This is a genomic window from Marinobacter sp. S0848L (assembly GCF_023016065.1).
Lineage (GTDB): Bacteria > Pseudomonadota > Gammaproteobacteria > Pseudomonadales > Oleiphilaceae > Marinobacter.
On sequence record NZ_JALKAQ010000008.1, the window covers coordinates 32,023 to 57,043 of the forward strand.

The following is a 25,021-nucleotide window of genomic DNA, read 5'->3' on the forward strand; positions in this document are numbered from 1 at the left end:
TCGGTAACTAGGGGCAATCGTGTAAAAGGGTGGGATGTTATCACGAGCCGCTGTGGGCTCGAAGATCCTTTCTCGGTGATTCCGGTTAAACGTCGTTTAGCTGTTCGACGAAAACAGCTCGGGGTAATTTTGTTCGAGGTGGGGAAGATCGGTTTGTTCGTCTACATCATTCAAATATTCGCTTTCGTGGCATGTCCAGCCTAGGGCTTTGATTCTGTCCCTGGTGATCCGTGCAACGTGGTCTGTACTCCAGGGGATATCGGTAAACAGAGTCGTGGAAAACCGTTGCAAGCCGATCAGAGCGTAGCCACCGTCGTTAACCGGACACAAACAGCTGTCGTGGGTTTGCAGCGATTGCGCCATGGCTCTGAGCTTCCCGGCAGTCAGGTCCGGGCAGTCGGTGCCGATTATGAGTACAGCTGCGTCTTGGTCAAGACTGCTTCGTACCGCGGCAGCCATGCGGCTCCCCAAGTCGCCGGCCACCTGTGAGTATAGCTCGCACTGTTCGATACCGGGTAGATCCTGCCAGTATCGAGCGTTCGGGTCTGGGGTAATGTGCAGTTCAACCGGCCCCAGTTTGGCGGCCAAGGCGTGTTGCAGCGCGTGCTTAAACAGGCGGTCTGCCAGAGCCGCTGCAGCATGCTCCCCCAAAGCCGGAATCAGTCGGGTTTTGGCGTGGCCGGGCCGGGGTTCTTTCGCCATTATGATGATTCGGACAGGTTTCATCGGTAACGCTCTGCTAATTTCTGTACGGGAACACCCCGCCAATAGGCCCACCGAAGTTGCCACATCAGTATGATGGTTGGCCAGCTGCCTCGGGCATCCCAGCGCCGGCCGGAGGTGATGACTTTTTCTCGCAAGCAAACCGGACGGCAGAGCTTTTTCAAACGTTTGCTGATCTCGATGTCTTCCATCAAGGGTTGCTCGGGAAAGCCACCGGTTTTGTCGAATAGCCCTCGGGTCATGAACAACGCCTGGTCGCCGGTAGCAATGCCGCTAAGTCTCGAGCGCCAGTTCATGAGAGTGGCGACAACCGGTAGCATTCTGGAGCTCCCCTGTATTATCACGTCAAAGCGTCCCCATACTGGAGAACCAGTGTTAAATGTGCGAGCCAGAACCTGATCCGCATTCTCGGGAAGCCTGGTGTCGGCGTGCAAAAACAACAGGTGTTGTGAATGGCAGGCGCGCGCTCCGGCGTTCATCTGGAGCGCGCGACCGGCGGCAGAGGTTATGACGTTAAAATCAGCACGGCGCGCTATCTCGGCGGTTTGATCGGTACTGCCGCCATCGACAATGACCACTTCGGCTCCTCGTTGCCGCCAATGATCCAAATGCGTCAATTGGCCCGTTATTGCGTCTGCCTCGTTCAGCACTGGTACGATGATGGACAACTCAGGTTGAACCCGGGAAGGGTGTGACACGTAAATTTAGCGCTCCGAAACATGTTTGGGTTTGTGGCTCTTAAGCGATAGCCCTTTTATCTAACCAGATGGAGTCGCACTTGAGAATACCTTTGTTTGTGGTGTGTTGCTGGCAGTCCTTGGAGGTGCGATGAAACGATTGGTTTTGATGGGAGCGGGCCACGCGCACTTGGTTGTTTTGAAGCAGTGGTTGCGTGAACCTCTGACGGATGTGGAGCTGGTGTTGGTTACTCCATCCACATGGCAATATTACTCGGGCATGATTCCCGGCTGGGTTGCCGGGCATTACTCCATTGATCAATGCCGAATTGATGCTGAAGCCCTGGCGTTGGCGGCTGGTGCTGACATTGTGTTGGACACCGTAGAGGAAATACGAGCGGACGAGAAGCAGGTTCGGCTAGCGGGCGGCGAGTTAGTGGATTACAACTGGCTTTCGATCGACATTGGCGCGCAAACTAGCGTTACGAGTCTGCGGGGATACACAGGTTCACTGCTAAGTATTAAACCGTTGGAGCAGTTTCACGAACGCTGGTCGCGGGTTCAGGAGCGGCCAGCTTCGGAGGTGCTGCATTGTGCGTTGGTTGGCGGTGGCGCCGCCGGTGCCGAGCTGGCGATGGCTTTTGCGTATGCCGGCCGGACCGGCGCTAGCGCGCCGATTGAAGTAAGTTTGATTACCGGTCATCAAGGGCTTTTGCCGGGGTTTCGCCCTTGCATACGGAAGTTGGCCCGCCGGAAACTGAAACGGTTAGGTGTGCATGTTATTGAGCAGCGCGCGGAAGCTGTCGGCCCGCTCCTGACCCTGACTGACGGTGCGAGTATGCGCCCGGATCTGGTTGTTGCGGTTACGGGCTCAGAAGCCTTCCCGTTTTTGAAATCGAGTGGCCTGGCGGTGGATGCCGAAGGGTTTGTGTTGGTGAATGAACACCAGCAAAGCCTGTCCCATCCCGAGGTGTTTGCCGTGGGGGATGTGTGTAGTCGATCGGACCGAGCGTTAAATCGCTCTGGAGTGCACGCAATTCGAGCCGCACCGGCGTTGGCGGCCAATTTACGAGCCGCTACGAATGCCGGCGAATTCGCAACCTTTCAACCGCGGCCTTATACGTTGTACCTTATTTCCTGTGGCGACCGATCCGCCATAGGGTGCTACGGCCCGCTCGCGTTCTCCGGAAGGTGGGTCTGGCGGTTGAAAGATAAAATTGATCGTGGGTTTGTGGAAGGCTTTTGACAGGAGATTGAGCGATGCAGGCATCCGATCAGGCGCTTGAGCAGGCAGGCAGCGAATTGGCAGCCCTACTGGAAAAACAAGGCCGGACAATGGCCACCGCCGAGAGTTGCACGGGCGGCTGGGTCGCCAAGGTTTTGACCGATAGGCCGGGCTCGTCGGCGTATCTGCTGGCAGGGCTGGTGACGTACAGCAATGATGCCAAACAGGCGATTTTGGGCGTAGAGTCCTCAGTTATAGCAACGCATGGTGCAGTGAGCGAGCCGGTGGTTCGCCAGATGGTTGCCGGGGCTTTGAGCGCGGCCGGTGCCGATGTGGCTGTGGCGATAAGTGGTGTTGCCGGCCCCGGGGGCGGTAGCGCCGAAAAGCCCGTTGGCACGGTGTGGTTTGCATGGGGTGCTCAGGGCCGAAGCACAGAAACCCGTGTGGAGTGTTTTGATGGCGACCGTGACCAGGTGCGCAGACAAGCAGTTTTGTATGTCCTGCAGGGGGTTACAGAGTTTCTGCGAACGCTGTGATGTTTTTCGCTTGGGCGGGGGTTGGTCTCTGCCAACGCTTATGTTTTAATACTGTTCAAATATACAGGAAAAACACTGGATGGCCTCCAGTGTTTCCTTTCGAATATCGGAGCTGACCACAAACTTTTCAGAGTCGGCCGTTCAGGTAAACAAGGTGGGGCAATAATGGAAGATAACCGCAAGAAAGCACTCAGCGCAGCGCTTGGCCAGATTGAGCGCCAGTTCGGCAAAGGTGCCGTGATGAAAATGGGCGACCAGCCCCGTGAAGCCATTCCTGCGGTATCTACCGGCTCTTTGGGACTGGATGTCGCATTGGGTATAGGCGGTTTGCCTTACGGCCGGATTGTTGAGATCTACGGTCCTGAAAGCTCTGGTAAAACCACCTTGACCCTGCAGGTTATTGCGGAAGCTCAGAAGCAGGGTAAAACCTGTGCGTTTATCGATGCCGAGCACGCGCTTGACCCGGTCTATGCAGAAAAACTGGGCGTTAACGTAGACGACCTGCTGGTGTCCCAGCCGGATACCGGTGAGCAGGCGCTGGAAATTGCCGATATGCTGGTGCGCTCCAACGCCATTGATGTGATCATCGTTGACTCGGTAGCGGCTTTGACACCAAAGGCTGAAATTGAAGGCGAGATGGGTGACAGCCACGTTGGCCTTCAGGCTCGTTTGATGTCTCAGGCGCTGCGTAAGCTGACCGGTAACGTCAAGCATGCGAATTGCCTGATGGTGTTCATCAACCAGATCCGTATGAAAATCGGTGTGATGTTCGGCAGCCCCGAAACCACCACCGGCGGTAACGCACTGAAGTTCTACTCGTCTGTGCGTCTGGATATTCGCCGTATCGGTGCGGTCAAAGACGGCGACGAAGTGGTGGGTAACGAAACCCGCGTTAAGGTTGTTAAGAACAAGGTATCTCCGCCGTTCAGGCAGGCTGAATTCCAGATCATGTACGGTAAGGGCATCTACCACATGGCTGAAGTGCTCGACATGGGCGTGAAAGAGGGTTTTGTTGATAAGGCCGGTGCATGGTACGCCTACAACGGTGACAAGATCGGCCAAGGCAAAGCAAATGCGTGTAAGTATCTTGAAGAGCATTTGGACGTGGCCCAGGAAATCGAAGCCAAGGTTCGTGACAAGCTGATGCCAAAGCCGGTTAAAAAGGAAGAGGCAGAAGCCGCACCGGCTGAGGCAAACGGCGAATTGCTTTAATTTCAGTATCAGGAGGTGAGATATGAAGCGTCTGCTCATTGTAGCCCATGCCCCATCTCCAAATACTTTGCGATTGCGGGAAGCCGTTGAAAACGGCGCCCGCCATCCGGATATTGAAGCGGTAGACGTGGTTGTAAAAGCACCGCTGGAAGCCGGCCCCGAGGATGTACTGGCTTGTGATGCCATCATCCTCGGTACTACTGAAAACCTCGGCTATATGTCGGGGGCCCTCAAAGACTTCTTTGACCGAAGCTATTACCCCTGTCTTGAAGAGACACAAGGTCTCCCTTTCGCTTTTTACATTCGCGCCGGTCACGATGGCACGGGCACCCGCCGGGCGATTGAAAGTATTACCACCGGATTACGTTGGAAGCTGGTTAACGAGCCTCTGACCTGTCGCGGCGAGTTTAAAGAAGAATTTGTCGAGCAGTGTGAAGAGTTGGGCATGTACGTTGCAGCCAGTCTGGATGCGGGTTTGGTTTAATTCAATTCGTTAAAACTGGAAGTGATAGGCGACAGTCAGCAGCGCAAGCACTACAATGCAAGGTTGTTTTTACCATTTGAAATCGACCTCGACGGGTACCAAACTTGAAGTCATTGCCGCTGCAACAGTTGTACAAAGCCTGTGTTCTGAAAGACCTGCCATTTAAAACCACCCGGCAATTGGAACCTCTGGCCGAAATCGTAGGCCAAAATCGAGCTGAAGAAGCGGTTCGTTTTGCGCTGGCCATGCCTCACGGAGGCTACAACGTGTACGCCGTTGGCCGAAATGGGTTGGGCAAGCGCACGATGATGCTGCGCTACCTTGAGCACCACACCGATTCCAAGCAGCAGATACATGACTGGTGCTATGTCGCCAATTTTGACGAACCCAGAAATCCGAAACTGCTTAAGTTGCCGGCCGGTATGGGGAATCAGCTGAAACAGGACATGGATAAACTGATGTCCCGTTTGGTCAAAATGATCCCCCAGACGTTTGAAGGTGATGGTTTTCTGGAAAGAGCTGAAAACCTGAAAAACGACTACGTCAAAATGCAGGAAGACGAACTGGAAAAGGTTGCTGCGCAAGCACGACGTAAAAAGGTCAGTCTGACTGTCACAACTCCGGGCGGGTATCGGCTGGTTGCCATGAATGGGGATCATCCCCATACACCCGAAAGTTTTAAAGAATTGACCGACGCTCAGCGGGATAAGTTTGAAGAAGTCATTAACAAGCTGGAGAAAAAGCTCCGGCAGGCACTTCGCAAACTGGCCGACTGGGAATTGGAGTACGCTGAAAAGCAGCAGGCGCTAAACCAGGAAACCCTTGAAGGGATATCTGGCCATCAGTTTGATGAATTAGAAGCCAAATACGAAAAGCATTCCGATGTGGTCACCTACCTGAAAGCTGTGCGTAAAGACCTGGCTGAAAATCTCGATATTTTTCTGGAAGACGGTGAGGAACAGGCAGCGATGGCCTATGCTTCGCTGGACAGAAAGGCGCCCCGTCGGTACCTGATCAACTTGCTGGTTCATCAAAGCAACAACGAAGTGCCTGTGGTGGTAGAAGAGAACCCGACTTATCACAGCTTGTTCGGTTACGTGGAGAACGTCACGTACAAGGGAACAGTGTTCACGGATTTTTCGCTGATTCGCCCGGGTAGCTTGCACCGTGCCAACGGCGGGTATCTGTTAATGGACGCCGAAAAGGTGCTGGAGCAGCCGTTTGTTTGGGACGCGTTGAAGCGCGCTCTGCGCTCACATGCCATTGAAATCAATTCCTTGGAGCGGGAATTAACCCTGTCCGGCACCATCTCGGTGGAGCCGGAAGCGGTTCCGCTCGATGTGAAAATTGTGCTTTTCGGGGATCGGGAAACCTGGATGTTGCTGCAGGAATACGACCCGGAATTTGCAGAGCTGTTCCGGGTGACTGCCGACTTTGAAAACGAGATGTATCGCACCGTCGACAGTCAGGTGCAGTATGCTAAGTTTATTGCCAGCCTGGTGGTTGAGAAGAAACTGCTGCACTGCAACGCGAAAGCGGTGGCTCGGATCATAGAATACAGTGCGCGCAGAGCTGAACACCAAGACCGGCTATCGTTGCATGCTGCTGATATTGCCAATCTGCTTAGAGAGTCCGACTTCTGGGCGCGGCAGGCGGGCGCTCGCTTGATCAGCGATGTGCACGTGACTCGCGCACTCGAAAGTGCTCGCTATCGAGACAGCCGAATTCGTGACCATTTTTACGATTCCATTCGGGACGGGACAACGCTGGTAAGCACCACCGGTACGTGTGTGGGGCAGGTGAACGCCTTGTCTGTGTTATCGACGGGTGGGTTTGAATTTGGATTGTCCAATCGGGTCACGGCTTCTTGTTACTACGGTGACGGCGAAATCATCGACATCGAGCGCGATGTAAAACTGGGCGGAAACATTCACTCCAAAGGTGTGATGATTCTCAGTTCATGGCTGGCCTCGCACTTTGCCATGAATGATCCCATGCACTTGTCTGCCAGTCTGACCTTCGAGCAGAACTATGGCGAAGTGGACGGTGACAGCGCCTCGTTGGCAGAGTTGGTGGCACTGATCTCCACCTTGTCGGATGTGCCTGTACGTCAGGATTTGGCGATTACCGGCTCGGTCAACCAGTTTGGAGAGGTGCAGCCGATTGGTGGTGTAAACGAGAAAATCGAAGGCTTCTATACCACATGCCAGCTGAAAAGCGGTTTGACCGGGAGCCAGGGAGTCATTATCCCGCATACCAATGTTCAGAACCTGATGCTGGATAGCGAAGTGCTGCAGGCTGCTAAAGCAGGAAAGTTTTCGGTGTATCCGGTTGCCCGCGTAGAAGAGGCGATTACACTGTTGTTGGGTAAGCCTGCAGGCAAGGCTGACAGCAAAGGCAGGTACCCTAAGCAGAGCGTTTTTGGCATTATCCAGCAAAGATTAGAAAAAATGCGTGAACATGAGCGCCAGGAGCACGCTCGGGACGATCAAAAAGATCCTTCCATTCACTGATTGGGCCTATAACAAAACGGACAGGAGAGTGAACCTTCATGACTGATACCCCGCAGACTGTGTACGTAGTAGAGGACGACGAAGCCGTCCGTGATTCGTTGGCGTTGTTGCTGAAGTCTGACAGCAAGCCGGTGAAAACCTACGAAAATGCAGGCGCTTTCCTGAAAGACTATTCGGAAGAGATGGCAGGCTGCATCGTGCTGGACATCCGGATGCCCGGTATGGACGGCATGGAGTTGCAGAAGAAACTCAACGAAAAGCATTCCATCTTGCCGATCATCTTCGTGACCGGCCACGGCGACGTTCCAATGGCCGTTGACGCCATGAAAGAGGGTGCGGTGGACTTCATTCAGAAGCCCTACCGGGAAGAAGCGTTGCTGGAAAAGATTGAGGCGGCCCTTGAGCAGGACCGAGAGCAGCGTAAGACGTTGGGCGAGCGTATGGAAATCGTGCGCCGTGTGAAAAGCCTGACTCCGCGTGAAACGGAAATCATGGACCGGATGATCGCCGGCCAGGCAAACAAAGTGATCGCCATTGAGCTGGAGATCAGCCAGCGAACGGTTGAAATCCATCGTTCACGGGTGATGCACAAGATGGGCACGCATTCCCTCGCACACCTGGTGCGTATGGTGCTGTCCGTAAAGGACCTTATCGACTGATCGGGCTGGTATGGTCATCATGCCAGAATCTTTATAACCGATTAGGTTGACTATGACTGCAATTGCCAGTGAAAACTCAGAGGTGACGGTTCTGTTGGTGGATGATAATCCGCAGAACCTGAAGGTTCTATACGAGACCCTGAAAGACAAAGGGTATCGATTGCTGATTGCCAACGAAGGCGCAAAAGCTCTGGATCTCGCCCACCGTCATCGCCCTGAAGTTATTTTGCTGGATATCATGATGCCGGAGATGGATGGTTACGAGGTGTGTGAGCGCCTCAAAAACGATCCGGTCACCTCTGATTGTGCCGTGGTTTTCCTGTCAGCGCTTGATGATCTGGCCTCCAAAGTGAAGGGGTTTTCGCTGGGCGGCGCCGATTACATTTCCAAACCGTTCCAGTCTCAGGAAGTGATTGCCCGCGTAGATACCCACGCCAAAGTTATTCGTCTTGAGAGGGAGTTGCAGGCTCGCAACCGTGAGTTGGTCAGTGATCAGGCCCGCATTCTTAATTCCATCAGTGAGGGCATCTACGGCCTTGATGAAAATGGCGTGATTGAGTTTGCGAACCAGGCCGCTGCGATGATCGTGAACTCTCCCGTTGAAGACCTTATCGGAAAGAATTTTTTTGAGCTGCATTTTGCGACGGCATCTGACAGTGATGTCTGCCTGCCGGTGATGGGAACCTGTCGGCAGGGGGTCGCCGAGCATCAGCGGGACATTCAGTTAAAGCGTGTTGATGGCGAGGCTTTCCCGGCAGAGTATCGAGCAACTCCGAAGCTGGATAACGATGAGCTGCACGGGGCGGTCGTGGTATTTCGGGATATCACCGCAGAACTCAACAACGAACGAGCCTTGGAAGAAGCCCGGGCACTGGTGCAGGAGCAGCGGGACCAATTGGCCCACACCTCGCGATTGACCACGATGGGTGAGATGGCGGCCGGATTTGCTCATGAGGTTAATCAGCCTTTGACGGCGATTGCCAATTACGCGCGAGTGTCTGGCCGGGTTATGGCGAAAGAAAACCCCGACCTCTCCCTGCTGCACGAAACCATGGAAAAAATTGAAGCGCAGTCCCACCGTGCCAGTGAAATCATTCGTCGTATTCGCCGGTTCATGAAAAAACCGGCGACCGGCAAAGAGATCGTAGCGGTATCCACGCTGCTTGATGATACTCGCCAGTTTGCGGAAGTGGATATGCGCAACAATGAAGGCGGGATTGAGGTGGTTATCGAAGACGGCTTGCCGGATGTGGTCGCGGACCCGGTACAGGTGCAACAGGTGGCTCTGAACTTCATTCGCAATGCGCTTGAGGCGACCCGAGCGGCCGGTTCTTCCGCGCCCGTCGAGGTAACGGCTCGTCAATGTAGCGAGAAATGCGTGCGCGTGCAGGTGCGGGACCACGGTGTAGGTGTTGCTGAAGAAGCGGAAGAAAAACTCTTTCATCCGTTCTTCACCACCAAAGAAGACGGCATGGGAATTGGTCTGGCCACGTGCCGCTCCCTGATTCAGGCTCAAGGTGGAGAAATCGGCTACGAGCGACCTGATGGTGCCGGAGCTTGCTTCTACTTCACGCTTCCGGTTGCGGGTGCAGGCACAGACGCCTGCACTGCCGAGTAACCTCACTGCCTGATTGTTCAGGCAGTCCTGCCTTCGGACTGGCTCGCCTAGAGCCAGTCTACACGTCCGCTCAGATGCGGTGCTGTGCCTTTCTCGTTTAGTACCTGATAATCCCAGCCATCACTCCCTTCCTGCCAGTTTAGCTGGGCCGTGCCCGGTAGCAGTAGCGGTGTTTTGAAGGCGCAGGTGATGGTGAATGCGCCGCTTGCCCAATCTTCTCGCTGCTGAAGTTTTGCCAGTGCATGGGCCTTGCTCCACATGCCGTGAGCGATTGCTCTGGGAAATCCGAAAGCTTTTGCGGTCAGTGTGTAGAGGTGGATGGGATTTCGGTCTCCCGCTACCTTGGCGTATTGTCTGCCGATATTTTCCGGGGCGGTGATCAAATCGGTGTACGTCAGTGTCTCCAGTTTGTTGCGAGCGTTTTTTGCTTTAGTCCCGGAGGTTTTAGGTGCTGCCATGCGGAACAGGTTTGTGCTGGTTTCTTCCCAGATCAGCGTGCCGGCAGAACGTGCTTCCGTCACCAAATCAAACTCAATGCCCTTGTCGGTTCGTTGCTGATTGCTCAGCGTTACGCGAATATCCAGGTTTTCTCCGGTTAAAACCGGTCGGTACTGTGTGATGCTGTTGCGGATGTGTACCAGTCCCAGCAAAGGAAGAGGGAACTGAGGGTCGGTTAGTAATTTCAGATGCAGTGGAAATGCCAAGACATGAGGCCAGGTTGGGGGTAGTTCTGATCCGGCTTTGAAACCGCAAACTTTGCGATAGCTGGGCAGCGTGTCTGTGTCTGTAGCGATGCCGACCACTTCAGCCTGTAGTTCTGGAATGCGTGTGTTGTCACTCGGTTTTTGTTGTTTGGGAAGCAAGGCTCGTCCAAATAACGGGAGCAGGCTGGGCGTCGTGTTTCGGTAAATGATCGAGTCGGGCATGAATGCTGTCTCCGTTGCCGGGTCGTCGCCGGTAAGTTATAAAAGTTAGTTGTATTGTTGAAGTTTATTCGCGGTTTAGTACAACTGTGCTTCTATGGCCTGATATGATACTAGTGGATGGCCACAGTCGAGGCTGCCAGGAAGTCTGTCAAACCCCGTTGCAACGGGCATTGACCAAGCAAGCCTCGGGCGTTGTCCAGCGGGCCAAAGCGATCGCTGTTAATTATAAAAACGCGGGATACAAGGGAAACTATGCAGGAATTACGTGATGCTGGTGTGATGTTGCGCTTGATCTACGAAGCGATGAAAAAAAAAGGTATTGATACCGACGCTGTTTTTAGTCGCTTGGGTGTAGATGAAAGTTATGTATACACCGAGCAGCTTCGAACGCCCCATAGTGCGCAGCTCTATTTCTGGCAGGCGGTAGAAGTCGAATCGGGCGACCCGGACATCGGTTTGCATTTGGGGGCCGTATTGCCGCCCTACAAAGGGCAAGTCCTGGAGTATTTGTTTTTAAGCAGCCCCACCTTCGGCGATGGTCTTCGCCGGGCTCAAAACTATCAGCGATTGCTGAGCGATGCTGCCAACACAGCGTTCTATATCGAAGGCGATGAAGCGTGCATGGTGTTGGATGCGGCATCCGAGGAAGTTCGTCGGCTCAAGCATTTTAACGAATGCTTTGTGCAGGGGTTGATCACCTTTTTCAAATCCATTACGGGTGACCGGTTTTATCCGTCCCGTGTTGAATTTGAGCATGACCGTGAACAAGGCATTGAACACGTTAAAGAAGTGCTCGGTTGTGATGTAGTGTTTGGTGTCGAGGAAAACCGACTGTATTTCCCTGTCGAGGTTCTGTCCTATTCATCACCACATGCAGAGCCGGAACTGCTGGCGCTGCATGAGCGCTTCGCTAGTGAACAGGTTGCAAGGCTTGAGAAGAAAGACATTGTCGGATCGGTCGAGCGCATTGTTGCCGAGTTGTTGGATAGCGGAGAAGTCACTCTGGATTCGGTTGCTGAGCGTCTGGACATTAAAGCCCGCACCCTTCGGACACGACTGACCGAGGCCGAGACGAGCTTTAATCAGGTTTTGGCGGATTTTCGCTACCGATTGGCCAGGCAATTGTTGGCGACTACCGACGAGTCAATCGATGAGATTGTGTATTTGACGGGCTTCTCTGAGCCCAGCACGTTTTATCGGGCATTTAAGCGTTGGTCCAACATGACGCCCATCGAATACCGCAAGACGGCTCAGAGCAAAGATGTCACCGAGGTGACTGCTTAATAGCCAAAGCCAAAAAAATGAAAAAAGTTTTGAGAAAGCGTTGACATAGGGGCGGAGGTCTATATAATTCCGCCTCGTTGTCAGCAAGCAATCAACGGATTGCAAAGGCAGCCCGCGCGGAGCGGTAGTTCAGTTGGTTAGAATACCGGCCTGTCACGCCGGGGGTCGCGGGTTCGAGTCCCGTCCGCTCCGCCATTTTTACCTCTCTTTTAGTTCGTTTTATCTCATCTTTCTTTTCGAATAATCTTTCGACTCTCTCCCGGGCTAATGCCGTACCAGCGTTGATATGCTTTATGAAAAGCCGGCGGGTTTGCAAAGCCCAATAACCAGGCGATTTCAGAGAGCGACGAGTTGGTTTCCTTAAGATAGTCCTTCGCTAGTTGTTTTCTGGTTTCATCCAAAAGCTGCCTGAAACCGGTTCCTTCTGAATTCAGTTGTCGTTGTAACGTCCAAGGCGTTGTCCCGAGCTTGGCCGCGATCGTCTCCAGCGTTGGAGTCTCACCTCTAAGCAGTGGCGTCATCAGTCGCTGAACGCGATCGCCAACACTCCAGCCTTGCTGTATCTCTCTTAATTCTTCTTCGCACCAGTTCGTCAGCTTGCTGTGCATGGCGTCGTGTGATTGTGTGGGTGTCTGGCGCCATACGCTTTCCTTGAGCTGGATTGAGTTTTCCGTAGCACCGAATTCGACCGGGCAGCGGAACCAGCTTTCAAACAGCTCGTCCAGGCCAATCGATGGATATTCTATGCAAACGCGCTCAAGCACATCATAGCGACCGGTCATATGCCGCACGAGTTGTACCCAAGCCGCCAGAATCGAGTCCACGACAAAATAGTTGTATTGGTTGTAGGGAGAGATCGAATGAAAGCGCGCCAGTCGTGCGGTTTTGTCTACCGTTGGTTCGCCTCGGGAATTCTGGCTGGTGAGCAGGGAGTACCGGATAAGTGTTGAAAGGGCCTGGCCAATCGACGGGGCGGTTTCGGCGGCGAATCCCGCCAACCCGGCGTCTGCCGGACGAGTCAGAGCGCCCATTCTCAGCCCAAGTGCGGGATTGCCCGTTAGTGTGATGCCCGCATGGCCCAGTCGCATGTAGCGCGGGATACTGATGCGAGACTCCGGCGACGCGAGCGCTGAATCGCCGAGATGAAATTGGGTTTGGAGTTTTTCGGTTTTGCCGCCTTCCGCTTCAATGGCGCGCAGCAATACAGAAACGTAGAGAAGGCTGATATCGCCTAAAGCGTTCGTGGTTTTGGGGCGTTTGGGTGTCATAGAGAGATTATGCGTGTTATTTAAAGATAATCAAATGTTGTTGCTGGATATTGTTGCTACTGAGCATGCTGGGTAATGTAGCGTCATAACAACAGGGGAGGGAGCGTTTCCCCGTCCTGACCAATTATGATGATGAGGAGTACATCGATGACTGCAAGCCCCGGCGTGAGCAAGTATCCACACCTTCTGGAGCCTTTGGATCTCGGCTTTACCACCTTACGTAATCGTGCCCTGATGGGTTCGATGCACACGGGTCTGGAAGAGTCGCAGGAAGGTATCGAACGCCTTGCTACTTTCTATGCCGAGCGCGCACGCGGCGGTGTCGGGCTTATTGTGACGGGTGGTATTGGGCCAAACGCCGAAGGTGCCGTTTTCCAGCACGCCGCAAAAATGACGAACGAAGAAGAGTCTGACTCACATAAAGTGATTACGCAGGCTGTACATGAGGCGGACGGCAAGATCTGTATGCAGATTCTCCATGCCGGCCGCTACGCGTATTCCCCGTCTCTGGTAGCACCCTCGGCCATTCAGGCGCCTATTAACCCATTCAAGCCCAAAGAGCTTGATGAAGAGGGTATTCAGAAGCAGATCGAAGATTACGCAACCTGTGCGGCCCTGGCTCAGCGAGCCGGCTATGATGGCGTTGAGATCATGGGCTCGGAAGGTTATTTCATTAACCAGTTCATTGTTTCGCACACCAATCACCGAACGGATCGGTGGGGTGGAAGCTACGAGAACCGCATTCGGTTGCCGATCGAAATTGTGCGCCGTGTTCGGGAGCGGGTGGGTGAGAATTTTATCATCATCTACCGCTTGTCGATGCTTGATCTGATTGAAGACGGCAGCACCTGGGAAGAGGTTGTGCATCTGGCTAAAGAAATTGAAAAAGCCGGTGCAACCATCATTAACACAGGTATCGGTTGGCACGAGGCGCGTGTACCCACGATCGCCACCTCAGTTCCGCGAGCGGCCTTCTCTAAGGTCACAGCGCGGATGAAGAGTGAAGTGAGTATTCCTCTGGTCACCACCAACCGCATCAATATGCCCGACGTGGCTGAGAAGGTTTTGGCGGAAGGCGATGCCGACATGGTGTCTATGGCGCGTCCATTTTTGGCGGATGCCGAGCTGGTGCTCAAGGCCGCTGAAGATCGCGCGGAAGAAATCAACACCTGCATCGGCTGTAACCAGGCTTGTCTGGATCACACCTTCAGTGGCAAAGAGACATCGTGCCTAGTTAACCCCAGGGCCTGTAACGAAACCAAGCTGGTTTACGTGCCAACCAACAAGCCTAAGTCGATTGCAGTGGTCGGTGCTGGTCCCGCCGGGCTTGCGTTTGCCACCGTGGCGGCAGAGCGCGGCCATAAGGTAACCGTGTTTGATGATGCCAGCGAAATTGGCGGCCAGTTTAACGTGGCCAAGCTGATACCGGGTAAAGAAGAGTTTTACGAAACCCTTCGCTACTTCCGTGTCATGCTCGATAAACACGGCGTTGATGTGCGTTTGAATACTCGCGTTACCGAAGCAGATCTGAAAGCAGGTGGGTTTGATGAGGTGATTCTGGCGACCGGTGTTAAGCCGCGCACGCCCGAAATCGAAGGTATCGATCACCCGAAAGTGATCGGCTATCTGGATGCCATCCTTAAGCGTAAGCCGGTCGGTCAGAAGGTTGCCGTGATTGGTGCTGGCGGTATTGGCTTCGACGTATCCGAGTTTATTGTGCACGAAGGCGAATCACCTTCATTGAACACCGATCACTTCATGAAAGAGTGGGGTGTTGATCTGACGGCCGAGCACCGTGGCGGCATCAAAGGTGTCGAGCCTGTAGTGCCTGCACCTGCCCGAGAGGTTTACCTGTTACAGCGGAAGGTTTCCAAGGTAGGTAAAAACCTCGGTAAGACCACTGGCTGGATTCACCGCACGTCACTGAAGAATCGGGATGTGCAAATGATCCCGGGTGTGAGCTATCGTAAGATCGACGACGAAGGCTTGCACATCACGGTAACCCCGAAGGGCGCGGAGCAGGGAGAAGATAAGCTGTTGCCGGTGGATACGGTGATTATCTGTGCCGGCCAGGACCCGCTTCGCGAACTGCAGGCGGGGTTGGAAGCTGCCGGGTTGCCTGTGCATCTCATTGGTGGCGCCGATGTGGCGGCTGAGCTGGATGCGAAGCGGGCAATTGATCAGGGTAGCCGTCTGGCTGCTGAGATCTGATCACAAAACGTTGCAGTTTTTCTCTGTGTTTCGGGATAGGTCTGGCTAGACTGTATAGCAGACCGCTCAATTTGGAGTCTTGGCGCGTTCCAAAGCGCCTTGTAATCGAGTTCCCGAAGCACGGAGAAGGTTAATGGTTATATCCAGCCAAACTGCCGAGCCGCACTCGGCAGTTTTTTTCATGGATGGAGTAGAAGTGTCGCGCCAGATGCGTTTGTCGGAGTTCGGCGCGTTTCTGGATGGTTACGTCGGCCTTTCAGATCTTGCTGAAACTGATGTGCGCGCGGTCCTGGTCAACCTGAACCCGGACCTGACCGTCGCGGCTCTGGTCTTCTTTAAGATTTGGTTTGATGAGGAAGGGCAGGCTGACCGACGCTGGAACCTGCCCATTGAAGCGCTGGCAGATCAAGGTTCGAAAGGGCCGGATCTGGGCGGTGGGGCGATCCGCCTGGTGTGCCGAAGCCAGACCCCAGACCGTGGGATCAAAGATCATCTGTGGGACCCGGATATGACGCCGGGAAACAGCCATTTTCACGCAATTCGTAAGTCGGTTCAGGCGAATACGTTGCGCTTTCAGAAAGTGGAAACCGCCGAACAAGACATTCCAATTCTGAATACCCCCGCTGAAGAACAAGGCGATGAGTCCCAAGAGCGGGCCCGCATCGCGCAATTGCTTCGCGAGCATCGATTGCGCATTAAAACCCTTCAAAGTGTGCATCGGGACGTGCTGGGAGACCTGCAGCGTGAGCATCGCCTTGAGATGCAGACGCTCCGGACGGAGTTGGCAGAACTTGAGCAGCAACACGAGCGCATGCGACATACCAATGAGCAACTGAAACAGCGGTTGTCGGAGCGCAATGAGCAGTACTTGTCTATGCAGCAAAGTATGGCAGCGACAGAAACCGGATCTAGCGACAAAACCAACGCCGAACGGGTGCTGTTGCGGGAACAGCTAGAACGCAAGGAGCGCGAATTACAGTTGCGCGATGAGATTATCGATGTTCTGGAGCACGAAAACGACGAGCTGAAGAACCGCAAGCCGCTAGAGGATTCGTTGCTCGAAAAGCTCCACGATCATTCGGTGTTTCTGGTGGCTTACCATCACGGCGTGGGGCATATCACCCTGCCAACGACTGATATTGGTGAATACTTCAAGAATCCGTTGGCGTACGCCGCTGAACGTTGTGGTATGAGCGAATCGGCCTATAAAGAATGGCTGGAACACTATGAGAGCCCGCTCTGCGTGGGAACAACCGAATCGGGAGGTCGGTGTGCTCAACCTATAGTGCGAGTAACCCAGCCGGCAGAATTCAGGGCAGGAACTGACGATCGTTGTGACGCTCACAAGCCCTGATATCGAACTTTTTTTAGTATCTGCGCCAGTTTCGTTAAACTGTCCCTAACTTCGTAAAAGATCAGGGCGGCAAGTTGCTGCGCCTGTCTCATATAGGCACCACGGGATACTTCATGGATCAATTCAGGAATATCGGCATCATCGGTCGCATGGGCAGCGTGAAAGTGGTTGAGTCGCTGCGCCAGCTCAAGCAATACCTGACGGCCAATAACTATCAGGTCATTATCGAAGAAGATACGGCCACCATGATTCCGGGCCACAGTCTTCAGGTCGCCAGTAAAAAACTGCTGGGAGAAATCTGTGATCTGGTCATCGTGGTTGGCGGTGACGGCAGTTTGTTGGGGGCGGCCCGGGAATTGGCAAAATCCAAAGTGCCTATTCTCGGTGTGAACCGAGGTCGCCTGGGCTTTCTTACCGATATTTCGCCGGTGGATCTTGAGGAGCGTCTGGCGCAGGTTCTGGCCGGCGACTACATGGAAGAATCGCGCTTCCTGCTCGACGGGTACGTTGAACGTAACGGCCAGCCGCTGGGATTCGGGTCGGCACTGAACGATGTGGTGCTTCATCCCGGTAAATCGACCCGGATGATCGGTTTTGATTTGTATATTGATGGCCATTTTGTCTATAGCCAGCGTTCAGACGGTTTAATCGTTGCAACACCAACGGGGTCCACGGCTTATTCGTTGTCTGCCGGTGGTCCGATCATGCATCCCAAGCTGGATGCTGTGGTACTGGTTCCGATGTTTCCGCACACCTTGAGCAGCCGCCCGATTGTGGTCGATGGCAAAAGCGAGATCAAATTGGTGATCGGGGAAACCAATGAAACCTATCCGCAAGTGAGCTTTGATGGCCAGATGAACATTTCGTGTGCTCCCGGCGATATTATTCGGATCACCAAAAAGCCATTCAAGATCCGTCTTATCCACCCGACCGATCATAATTTCTACGCCACCTGCCGTGACAAGCTAGGGTGGGCAAGCGAGATAGCAGCGAGTTGATCATGGTGAGAGCAAACGAAGTTGCAAGGCGCGGCTACGACATTATTGGTGACGTGCACGGGTGTGCCAACACGCTAGAGCAATTGCTGGAGCAAATGGGGTATCGCAAGCACAATGGTGTGTATCAGCATGCACGCCGACAAGCGATATTTATCGGCGACATCATCGACCGGGGCCCCAGAATTCGCGAGTCCTTGCATTTGGTTCGGGATATGGTCGAGCGAGGCTCGGCGCGTATCGTGATGGGGAATCATGAGTACAATGCGCTGGGTTACTGCACGCGCGCGCGCCCCGGGAGCGGCAAGCAATTTCTGCGGGAACACAACCCGCGACATGACCGGTTGATCAAGGAAACGCTTGAGCAATTCGACGCTTATCCCCACGAATGGAATGAGTTTCTGGAATGGTTTTACACCATCCCGCTGTTTATTGAAGAAGAGGGGTTTCGTGCCGTTCACGCCTGCTGGGATCAATCGCTGATTGATCAGTTCCGGCAGAGCCAGGGCGGTGCGTGCATTGATGAAGATTTCCTGCATGCTTCTGCCGCGATTGAGTCGTTTGCAGGTCAGGTTATGGACACCTTGCTGCGGGGAACAGATCTTCGCTTGCCCGAAGGCGTGAAAATCACGGGGCGTGACGGCTATACCCGAGAGTTTTTCCGCACCAAGTTCTGGGCTGATAACCCTCGAACCTACGCCGATGTGGTGTTTCAGCCAGACCCATTGCCACCTGAAGTGGCTGCAATGGAGCTGACGCCAGAGGAGCGGGCCCAGTTGATCACCTACCCACAAGATGCACCGCCGGTTTTTGTTGGGCATTACTGGATGGACAGTGAGCCTGCGCCTCTGAAGCACAACGTCGCCTGCATTGATTACAGCGCCGTGAAGTACGGAAGAATGGTGGCGTACCGGATGGACGATGAAAAAGTCTTGTCGAAAGACAAATTTGTTTGGGTGGATGTCAGTCGTCCTGACCAAACCGATTATCCCATCAGTGAAGACAGTGTCGCTCGATAACCCCCTGCGAGGTAAGTTTGAATAACCCGAACTCTTCCCCTGTGACCCCGGATGGCCGTTGGCAGCCGGGGCCTAAGCACGCCCCCTTGGTAGTAGCGGTGCTTGTTCTGGCCCTGATTATGGTTTGGCTGACAGGCATGGGCCAGAATGCGCTGGCCGTTAAACTGACGGCGGTAGATCCCCGAATAGTGCCTTGGCATGTATTCGATACACTGTCGGGCCGGCTAGACGCGCTGTTGGCAACCTTGGCGGCGGGCGAAGTCTGGCGCTTGATCACGCCGGATTTCCTGCATTTCAGTTGGACCCATCTGATCTTTAATGCGGTGATGCTTTGGTTTCTGGGCAGTCAGATTGAGTGGATCGACGGTCGGGCGCGTCTGGTTGCTTTATTTGTTGTCACCAGCCTTGCATCCAATGTGCTTCAGTACTTGGTATCCGGGCCGTTATTTGGTGGTTTGTCTGGTGTGGTTTATGGCGTGTTGGGTTATTGCTGGTTGAGTCAGCAGCGGCGACCCCGTTTTCAGTTTCCGCCGGCGTTGGTGACGTTCGCGCTCATATGGATGGTCATTGGCTTTACACCCATACCCGAATGGGTTGGGTTGGGCCGAATGGCGAACGAAGCGCACCTGGGCGGTTTTCTCGGAGGGCTTGGCATGGCGCTGGTTATGCCTCCCCATAAAAAAAGCCCCACCCAAAGGTGAGGCTGAAAAGAGCTAATAGCTCCTGATGAGAGAGACCAAATGAAACGACCAGTGTCATTTGGTTTGAAAATAATAATCGTTATCATTTGCGTCTGTCAAACGGATTTGCCGATTTTTTTTACGAACCTATTTTTCAAGAGGTGGGTCATGACCTACGACGAATTGATTGAGCGGCTGGATCCAACCATATACCGCAACCTCAAGCAGGCCATCGAACTGGGCAAGTGGCCGGATGGCCGTGCCGTTTCACGTGAGCAGCGTGCGATTTGCCTGGAGGCAGTCATCTACTACGAGAACAAGCACGATGTGCCGGAAGAAGAGCGGGTAGGGTATCTGGACAGAGGCGAAAAGGCCGGTACGGCTTGCGACCCCTCTGTGCAGTTCCGAAAAGATCGCCAGGAACAAAGTTCCAATGTCGATCCCGATCAATTTGTTGAGGTTAAGGTTTGACTGACTCCATCGATGTGACCGGGCGTCTTCGTAAAATGCCTGCCGAGGCAGGCAACCCGGTGGCTTACACCTTGGCAGTGGGCGATACCCGAATCCCCATGAACGAGCTGATCGGCAAAAAGCTCCGGTTGGATTTTGAAGGCGTGATTCGCTGCATTAACTGCGACCGCACGACCAAGAAAAGTTTTAACCAAGGCTTTTGTTACCCCTGTTTCCGCAAGCTGGCAGCCTGCGACAGCTGCATCATGAGCCCTGAGAAGTGTCATTATCATTTAGGCACCTGCCGCGAGCCGGAGTGGGGTGAAGCCAACTGCATGGTAGAGCACGTGGTGTATCTGGCTAACTCAAGTGGTTTGAAAGTTGGCATCACCCGGGGCACCCAGGTGCCCACGCGCTGGATCGATCAGGGCGCGGTTGATGCAATCCCGATGCTACGTGTGTCTACTCGTTATCTGGCGGGCTTGGCGGAAGTCGCGTGCAAGAGCCATGTTGCTGATCGCACCAATTGGCGGGCGATGCTGAAAGGTGATGTGCCGGAATTGGATCTGGTTGAAGAGCGCGAGCGCATATTGGCGTTAGTGCAAGACGACCTTGCTGCATTGAAGCAGCAACACGGTGAAGACAGCCTTCGAATTGTGGACGAAGCCTCACTTGGCTTGGGTTATCCGGTGCAAGTCTGGCCGGCGAAAGTCAAAACCCATAATCTGGATAAAACGCCGGAAGTCGAAGGATTATTGGAAGGCATCAAAGGCCAATACCTGATGCTGGATACCGGGGTGATCAACATCCGAAAATTTACCGGTTACGAAGTCCGGTTCCGGGTTCTTGACTGAGCCTGTCATGTTTTTGTTTGGAGAGTATGAATGCGAACCAACCAGCCGCAAACCATTTACCTGAACGAGTACCAGGTTCCCGCGTATTTGGTTGATTACGTGGATTTGCGTTTCGAACTGTTTGAAGACGGGGCCCGGGTTCACAGCACGTTGACTGTGCGCAAGAACCCCGAGAGCACGCAAGCCGATGCGCCTTTGGAGTTAAATGGCGATAGCTTGACGCTGGAATCAGTGTCACTGGATGGTTCCCGGCTGTCGGGGGACGCCTATGAGGAGCAAGGCGACAAGTTGGTGGTCCATGCCGTGCCGGCGCAATTCGAGCTGAACGTGGTCACCTGGATCGAGCCTCAGAACAACACCCGTCTGGAAGGCTTGTACAAATCCTCCGGGATGTTTTGCACCCAGTGCGAAGCCGAAGGGTTCCGCTGCATTACCTACTACCCGGACCGCCCTGACGTGATGGCCGTTTTCCGTACTCGGGTAGAGGCTGACAAATCGGCCTATCCGATTCTGCTTTCGAACGGTAATCCAATCGACCAAGGTGAACTGGAAAATGGTCGTCATTATGTGACCTGGGAAGATCCGTTCCCGAAGCCCGCATACTTGTTTGCGCTGGTTGCGGGTGACCTGGTTGAGAAGAAAGACACCTTCACAACGTGTTCCGGCCGAACCATCGATTTGCGCATGTATGTGGAGCCTCGGAACGCGGCTAAGTGCGATTTCGCCATGGATGCCCTGAAACGCTCCATGCGTTGGGATGAAGAAGTGTACGGCCGGGAATACGATCTGGATATTTTCATGATCGTGGCGGTTGATGATTTCAACATGGGTGCCATGGAGAACAAAGGGCTGAATATTTTTAACTCATCCTGCGTACTGGCCAGTCAGGAAACGGCCACCGACGCCTCGTTTCAGCGCATAGAGGCGATCGTTGCCCATGAGTACTTCCACAACTGGTCCGGTAACCGCGTAACTTGCCGGGATTGGTTCCAGTTGAGCCTGAAAGAAGGCTTTACCGTGTTCCGGGATGCCCAGTTCTCTGCGGACATGGGGTCGCCAACGGTTAAGCGCATCGAAGATGCCACGCTCCTGCGCACCGCACAGTTCGCAGAAGATGCTGGCCCTATGGCGCATCCGGTTCGTCCGGCTTCCTATATGGAAATTTCTAACTTCTACACCCTGACCATCTACGAGAAGGGTGCCGAAGTGGTGCGGATGATTCACAACCTGTTGGGTGACGAATTGTTCCGTAAAGGCAGTGATCTTTACTTTGAACGCCATGATGGCCAAGCGGTGACCACCGATGACTTTGTGCGGGCTATGGAAGATGCGTCCGGGCGCGATTTGGGTCAGTTCCGTTTGTGGTACGAGCAGGCGGGTACGCCGGTGGTTACGGTTTCTGATGACTATGACGATCAGCGCGGTGTCTATCGTCTGAACATTCGTCAGAGTATTCCGGATACGCCGGGCCAGTCGGATAAAAAGCCGCAGCACATTCCGTTTGCGCTCGGATTGCTCGATAAAGCCGGGCAGCCATTGCCGTTGAATTTGAGCGCCGAAGAGCAAAACGGGCCGGTAGATCGTGTATTAGAGTTGACGGGTGCCGAGCACAGCTTTGAATTCCATGGCGTGCCCGAGCGACCAGTACCCTCGTTGCTGCGGAATTTTTCGGCACCGGTACGAGTGCAGTACCCATGGACCCGTGAGCAGTTGCTGTTCCTGATGAGCCACGACCCCGATGGCTTTAACCGCTGGGACGCTGGGCAGCGTTTGGCCGTTGATGTTGTTCAGTCATTGATGGGTGCGTCGGATGATGCCGAGATTGATCCGCGATTGGTCGAGGCCTACCGAAGTCTGCTGAACGACACGTCACTGGATCAGGCGCTGGTCGCGAAGATGCTGTTGCTCCCGTCAGAGGCCTATCTGGTTGAGCTGGCGGATCAGGCGGATGTGCCGGCAATTCATGCGGCCCGTGAACGCGTGCTGACCCATCTTGCCGAATCGCTGCGGGATGAATTGGTGGCGTGCTATCTGCGCAGCCAGACTCAAGGCGACTACCAGCTAACGCCGGATGCGATTGCCCATCGAAGCCTTCGTAATACGGCGCTCGCTTGGCTGCTGCACATTAAAGATGCGGATGGCTTGGCCTTTGCGCTCGACCAGTATCGGTCAACCGATAACATGACCGACCGTTTGGGCGCATTACGGGCTTTGGTGAACTCTGACTTTGTTGATGAACGCGAACAGGCGCTTGCGGAGTTCTATCGTCAGTTCAGTGATGACCCACAGGTTGTTGAAATGTGGTTCTCTGTGCAGGCCGCCAGCAATCAGGCCGGTCAGCTACCACAGATTCAGGCGCTTCTTCAGCATTCTGCGTTCGATTGGAAAAACCCGAACAAGGTTCGCTCGGTGATCGGGGCGTTTGCCGGCCAAAATCTGGCCGCGTTCCACAAAGCGGATGGCAGTGGTTATCAGTTCCTGGCAGAGCAGGTGTGCCGGTTGGATGACAGAAATCCTCAGATTGCGGCCCGGCTGATTTCACCGCTGACACGCTGGAAAAAGTTTGCCCCCCAATATGGCCAGAAAATGAAGGCGGCGTTGGAGCAAGTGCGTAATAAAGATGAACTTTCACGCGACGTTTATGAAGTCGTTCTGAAAAGTTTGGCGGATTAATACAAAGGAAATGGAACCAAGACACCGTTGGCTTCGTGTAGTGGTGAAGCCAACGGTGGCGGACACTTACAGATACAAAATCGCACTTTTGGTCGATAGACTTTGTTGCTCGATCGGCTAACCTGAAAGAAAGTTTGAGTAGTATCAGACAATAACAAGATGGCCCGCTAGAGGCTTTCAGACGACTTTAAGGTTACACAATGAAATACAAGAAAAATGTATGGCTCGGCGGGCTGCTGGCTTTGTCATTTGCTGCGTCACCGGTAACGGCTGCTGTTTCATCAAGTCAGGCTGCGCGTTTAGGTAATGACCTCACTCCCTTTGGGTCTGTTAAGGCGGGTAACGAGGCAGGAACCATTCCCGCGTGGACCGGAGGTTTGACCGAACCCCCGGCTGGCTACGAGGGCAGTGGTCAGCATCACATTGACCCTTTCCCGGACGACCAGGTTCTTTTCGAGATCAATGCCTCCAACATGGAGCAGTACAGCGAGCACCTGTCTGATGGCGTTAAGGCCATGCTGGAAACCTACCCGACCACCTTCCGAATTCCGGTATATCAGTCACGCCGCACTCACGCGGTGCCAGACTGGGTTGAGGAAAACATCAAGAAGAATGCCACCAATGCCCGCATTGTGGGTGAAGCGGAAGGTCTCAAAGGCGCCTACGGCGGTTACCCTTTCCCGATTTTGCATGGTTCCAATGAAGAAAAGGCCTGGCAGGTGATCTGGAACCATCTGACTCGCTGGCGTGGCATCTCGGTGACTCGTCGCAGCAGTGAAGTTGCAGTGCAAACCAACGGCGATTACGGCCTGGTGACATCGCAGCAAGAAGCGTTCGTTAACTTCTATAACCCCGAAGGCAGTGAAAAAGATCTCGATAACGTGATCTTCTACTACTTGTCGTTCACCCAGTCGCCACCGCGATTGGCGGGTGGTGCCATCCTGGTTCATGAAACCCTTAACCAAATTGTGAGCCCCCGTAACGGATGGGGTTATAACGCGGGACAGCGACGTGTTCGCCGTGCCCCGAACCTCGGGTACGACTCACCCATTGCAGCTGCCGACAACCTGCGTACCGCGGATGATACCGATATCTTCAATGGTGCGATGGACCGGTACAACTGGAAATACGAAGGTCTGAAAGAGATCTACATCCCCTACAACAACTACCGGATTGGTGAGAAGGGCACACCGTATTCGGAAATATTGGGGATGACTCACCTGAACCCGGACCTTACCCGCTGGGAGCTGCATCGCGTGCATGTGGTTGAGGCAACGTTGAAAGACGGTGAGCGCCACATTTACGGTAAGCGTCGTTTCTATGTCGATGCAGACAGCTGGAATACCGCCCTGCTTGATCAATACGACGGTCGAGGCAACCTGTGGCGTGTCACTATGGGGATTCTGAAGAACTACTACGAATTGCCCGGTGTGTGGACGGTGCTCGATGTTTACCACGATCTGCAGGCCCGCCGGTATCACGTTCTTGGCTTGGATACGGAAGAGCCGAATACCCGCGTGTTCACCGACGATATCCCGAACAGACGCTATTTCTCGCCGTCTTCCCTGCGTCGTCGCAGTGTGCGGTAAGTCGATGATGGCGGGCGCAGGCTTGCCGTTATCTGAACAGTATCATCAGAACCGGCAGCGCAGTGTTGCCG

The 25,021-nt window shown here is 54.0% G+C and carries 21 protein-coding genes and 1 tRNA gene; 18 read left to right on the top strand and 4 right to left on the bottom strand.

All coding sequences use genetic code 11. From position 1 onward, the window contains the following. Positions 1–96: 96 nt before the first annotated feature. Both MWU64_RS10920 and MWU64_RS10925 read right to left on the bottom strand, forming a co-directional pair. Positions 97–726, bottom strand: coding sequence for a TIGR04282 family arsenosugar biosynthesis glycosyltransferase (locus tag MWU64_RS10920; RefSeq protein WP_247064328.1), 630 nt, complete (start codon positions 724–726; stop codon positions 97–99). Continuing rightward, on the bottom strand, positions 723–1,421 hold the full coding sequence (locus MWU64_RS10925) for a TIGR04283 family arsenosugar biosynthesis glycosyltransferase (protein WP_247064330.1): 699 nt from the start codon (positions 1,419–1,421) through the stop codon (positions 723–725). Before MWU64_RS10925 ends, MWU64_RS10920 begins: the two co-directional genes overlap by 4 nt. Positions 1,422–1,551: 130 nt before the next feature. Between MWU64_RS10925 and MWU64_RS10930 the strand changes: the two genes are divergently transcribed. From MWU64_RS10930 to MWU64_RS10960, 7 genes are all read left to right on the top strand, one after another. Further along, positions 1,552–2,646, top strand: a complete 1,095-nt coding sequence (locus tag MWU64_RS10930) for an FAD-dependent oxidoreductase (protein WP_247064332.1) — start codon at positions 1,552–1,554, stop codon at positions 2,644–2,646. Positions 2,647–2,660: 14 nt separating this feature from the next. Next, positions 2,661–3,161, top strand: a complete 501-nt coding sequence (locus MWU64_RS10935; protein WP_247064334.1) for a nicotinamide-nucleotide amidohydrolase family protein — start codon at positions 2,661–2,663, stop codon at positions 3,159–3,161. A gap of 165 nt (positions 3,162–3,326) precedes the next feature. Beyond that, a complete protein-coding gene (recA, locus tag MWU64_RS10940; protein ID WP_247064336.1) occupies positions 3,327–4,373 on the top strand; it encodes a recombinase RecA in 1,047 nt (348 codons plus the stop codon). Between the two features lie 22 nt (positions 4,374–4,395). After that, positions 4,396–4,857: a flavodoxin family protein gene (locus MWU64_RS10945; RefSeq protein WP_247064338.1), complete on the top strand. Its 462-nt coding sequence runs from the start codon at positions 4,396–4,398 to the stop codon at positions 4,855–4,857. A gap of 104 nt (positions 4,858–4,961) precedes the next feature. Continuing rightward, a complete protein-coding gene (locus tag MWU64_RS10950) occupies positions 4,962–7,370 on the top strand; it encodes an ATP-binding protein (RefSeq protein ID WP_247064340.1) in 2,409 nt (802 codons plus the stop codon). Between the two features lie 38 nt (positions 7,371–7,408). Next, positions 7,409–8,029 carry a response regulator FixJ gene (gene fixJ, locus MWU64_RS10955; protein WP_133006082.1) on the top strand — a complete coding sequence of 207 codons (621 nt, stop codon included), beginning with the start codon at positions 7,409–7,411 and terminating at the stop codon, positions 8,027–8,029. A gap of 52 nt (positions 8,030–8,081) precedes the next feature. Continuing rightward, positions 8,082–9,647 carry a response regulator gene (locus MWU64_RS10960; protein WP_247064342.1) on the top strand — a complete coding sequence of 522 codons (1,566 nt, stop codon included), beginning with the start codon at positions 8,082–8,084 and terminating at the stop codon, positions 9,645–9,647. 47 nt (positions 9,648–9,694) lie between these two features. Here MWU64_RS10960 and MWU64_RS10965 read toward each other — a convergent pair whose 3' ends face one another. Then, the gene (locus MWU64_RS10965; RefSeq protein WP_247064344.1) at positions 9,695–10,573 is read right to left on the bottom strand and encodes a MaoC/PaaZ C-terminal domain-containing protein; all 879 of its coding nucleotides are present in this window, start codon (positions 10,571–10,573) and stop codon (positions 9,695–9,697) included. Between the two features lie 252 nt (positions 10,574–10,825). Between MWU64_RS10965 and MWU64_RS10970 the strand changes: the two genes are divergently transcribed. Continuing rightward, a complete protein-coding gene (locus MWU64_RS10970) occupies positions 10,826–11,857 on the top strand; it encodes an AraC family transcriptional regulator (RefSeq protein WP_247064346.1) in 1,032 nt (343 codons plus the stop codon). Between the two features lie 118 nt (positions 11,858–11,975). Further along, positions 11,976–12,052, top strand: a tRNA-Asp gene (locus MWU64_RS10975). A 29-nt stretch (positions 12,053–12,081) separates the two neighbouring features. Here MWU64_RS10975 and MWU64_RS10980 read toward each other — a convergent pair. Next, complete coding sequence (locus MWU64_RS10980; protein ID WP_247064348.1) at positions 12,082–13,125, bottom strand: AraC family transcriptional regulator; 1,044 nt, start codon at positions 13,123–13,125, stop codon at positions 12,082–12,084. A gap of 147 nt (positions 13,126–13,272) precedes the next feature. Between MWU64_RS10980 and MWU64_RS10985 the strand changes: the two genes are divergently transcribed. The 9 genes from MWU64_RS10985 to MWU64_RS11025 all read left to right on the top strand — a co-directional run bounded on the left by MWU64_RS10985 (position 13,273) and on the right by MWU64_RS11025 (position 24,950). Then, the gene (locus MWU64_RS10985; RefSeq protein WP_247064350.1) at positions 13,273–15,336 is read left to right on the top strand and encodes an NADPH-dependent 2,4-dienoyl-CoA reductase; all 2,064 of its coding nucleotides are present in this window, start codon (positions 13,273–13,275) and stop codon (positions 15,334–15,336) included. Positions 15,337–15,469: 133 nt separating this feature from the next. Next, positions 15,470–16,690, top strand: coding sequence for a DNA repair protein (locus MWU64_RS10990; RefSeq protein ID WP_247064352.1), 1,221 nt, complete (start codon positions 15,470–15,472; stop codon positions 16,688–16,690). Positions 16,691–16,803: 113 nt separating this feature from the next. Then, on the top strand, positions 16,804–17,688 hold the full coding sequence (locus MWU64_RS10995; protein ID WP_247064354.1) for an NAD(+) kinase: 885 nt from the start codon (positions 16,804–16,806) through the stop codon (positions 17,686–17,688). 2 nt (positions 17,689–17,690) lie between these two features. After that, complete coding sequence (locus MWU64_RS11000; protein ID WP_247064356.1) at positions 17,691–18,704, top strand: metallophosphoesterase; 1,014 nt, start codon at positions 17,691–17,693, stop codon at positions 18,702–18,704. Beyond that, entirely contained in the window at positions 18,701–19,405 is a 705-nt protein-coding gene (locus tag MWU64_RS11005) for a rhomboid family intramembrane serine protease (protein WP_247064480.1), read from the top strand. The genes MWU64_RS11000 and MWU64_RS11005 overlap by 4 nt, the downstream gene beginning before the upstream one ends. A 147-nt stretch (positions 19,406–19,552) precedes the next feature. Continuing rightward, a complete protein-coding gene (locus MWU64_RS11010) occupies positions 19,553–19,855 on the top strand; it encodes a DUF1315 family protein (protein ID WP_247064358.1) in 303 nt (100 codons plus the stop codon). Further along, positions 19,852–20,688, top strand: coding sequence for a DUF2797 domain-containing protein (locus MWU64_RS11015; RefSeq protein ID WP_247064360.1), 837 nt, complete (start codon positions 19,852–19,854; stop codon positions 20,686–20,688). The genes MWU64_RS11010 and MWU64_RS11015 overlap by 4 nt, the downstream gene beginning before the upstream one ends. A gap of 30 nt (positions 20,689–20,718) precedes the next feature. Continuing rightward, positions 20,719–23,361 (top strand): aminopeptidase N, encoded by a 2,643-nt coding sequence (gene pepN, locus MWU64_RS11020; RefSeq protein WP_247064362.1) that lies wholly within the window; start codon positions 20,719–20,721, stop codon positions 23,359–23,361. 200 nt (positions 23,362–23,561) lie between these two features. Further along, complete coding sequence (locus tag MWU64_RS11025) at positions 23,562–24,950, top strand: DUF1329 domain-containing protein (protein ID WP_247064364.1); 1,389 nt, start codon at positions 23,562–23,564, stop codon at positions 24,948–24,950. Positions 24,951–25,021 lie beyond the last annotated feature (71 nt).

Excerpts from the sequence above, each read along its gene's own strand:
- fixJ (WP_133006082.1), top strand. The coding sequence starts at position 7,409 with ATGACTGATACCCCGCAGACTGTGTACGTAGTAGAGGACGACGAAGCC.
- MWU64_RS10930 (WP_247064332.1), top strand. The coding sequence starts at position 1,552 with ATGAAACGATTGGTTTTGATGGGAGCGGGCCACGCGCACTTGGTTGTT.
- MWU64_RS11010 (WP_247064358.1), top strand. The coding sequence starts at position 19,553 with ATGACCTACGACGAATTGATTGAGCGGCTGGATCCAACCATATACCGC.
- MWU64_RS10990 (WP_247064352.1), top strand. The coding sequence starts at position 15,470 with ATGGTTATATCCAGCCAAACTGCCGAGCCGCACTCGGCAGTTTTTTTC.
- MWU64_RS11000 (WP_247064356.1), top strand. The coding sequence starts at position 17,691 with ATGGTGAGAGCAAACGAAGTTGCAAGGCGCGGCTACGACATTATTGGT.
- MWU64_RS10960 (WP_247064342.1), top strand. The coding sequence starts at position 8,082 with ATGACTGCAATTGCCAGTGAAAACTCAGAGGTGACGGTTCTGTTGGTG.
- MWU64_RS10945 (WP_247064338.1), top strand. The coding sequence starts at position 4,396 with ATGAAGCGTCTGCTCATTGTAGCCCATGCCCCATCTCCAAATACTTTG.
- MWU64_RS10970 (WP_247064346.1), top strand. The coding sequence starts at position 10,826 with ATGCAGGAATTACGTGATGCTGGTGTGATGTTGCGCTTGATCTACGAA.
- recA (WP_247064336.1), top strand. The coding sequence starts at position 3,327 with ATGGAAGATAACCGCAAGAAAGCACTCAGCGCAGCGCTTGGCCAGATT.
- MWU64_RS10985 (WP_247064350.1), top strand. The coding sequence starts at position 13,273 with ATGACTGCAAGCCCCGGCGTGAGCAAGTATCCACACCTTCTGGAGCCT.
- MWU64_RS10965 (WP_247064344.1), bottom strand. The coding sequence starts at position 10,573 with ATGCCCGACTCGATCATTTACCGAAACACGACGCCCAGCCTGCTCCCG.
- pepN (WP_247064362.1), top strand. The coding sequence starts at position 20,719 with ATGCGAACCAACCAGCCGCAAACCATTTACCTGAACGAGTACCAGGTT.
- MWU64_RS10980 (WP_247064348.1), bottom strand. The coding sequence starts at position 13,125 with ATGACACCCAAACGCCCCAAAACCACGAACGCTTTAGGCGATATCAGC.
- MWU64_RS10920 (WP_247064328.1), bottom strand. The coding sequence starts at position 726 with ATGAAACCTGTCCGAATCATCATAATGGCGAAAGAACCCCGGCCCGGC.
- MWU64_RS11025 (WP_247064364.1), top strand. The coding sequence starts at position 23,562 with ATGAAATACAAGAAAAATGTATGGCTCGGCGGGCTGCTGGCTTTGTCA.
- MWU64_RS10995 (WP_247064354.1), top strand. The coding sequence starts at position 16,804 with ATGGATCAATTCAGGAATATCGGCATCATCGGTCGCATGGGCAGCGTG.
- MWU64_RS10935 (WP_247064334.1), top strand. The coding sequence starts at position 2,661 with ATGCAGGCATCCGATCAGGCGCTTGAGCAGGCAGGCAGCGAATTGGCA.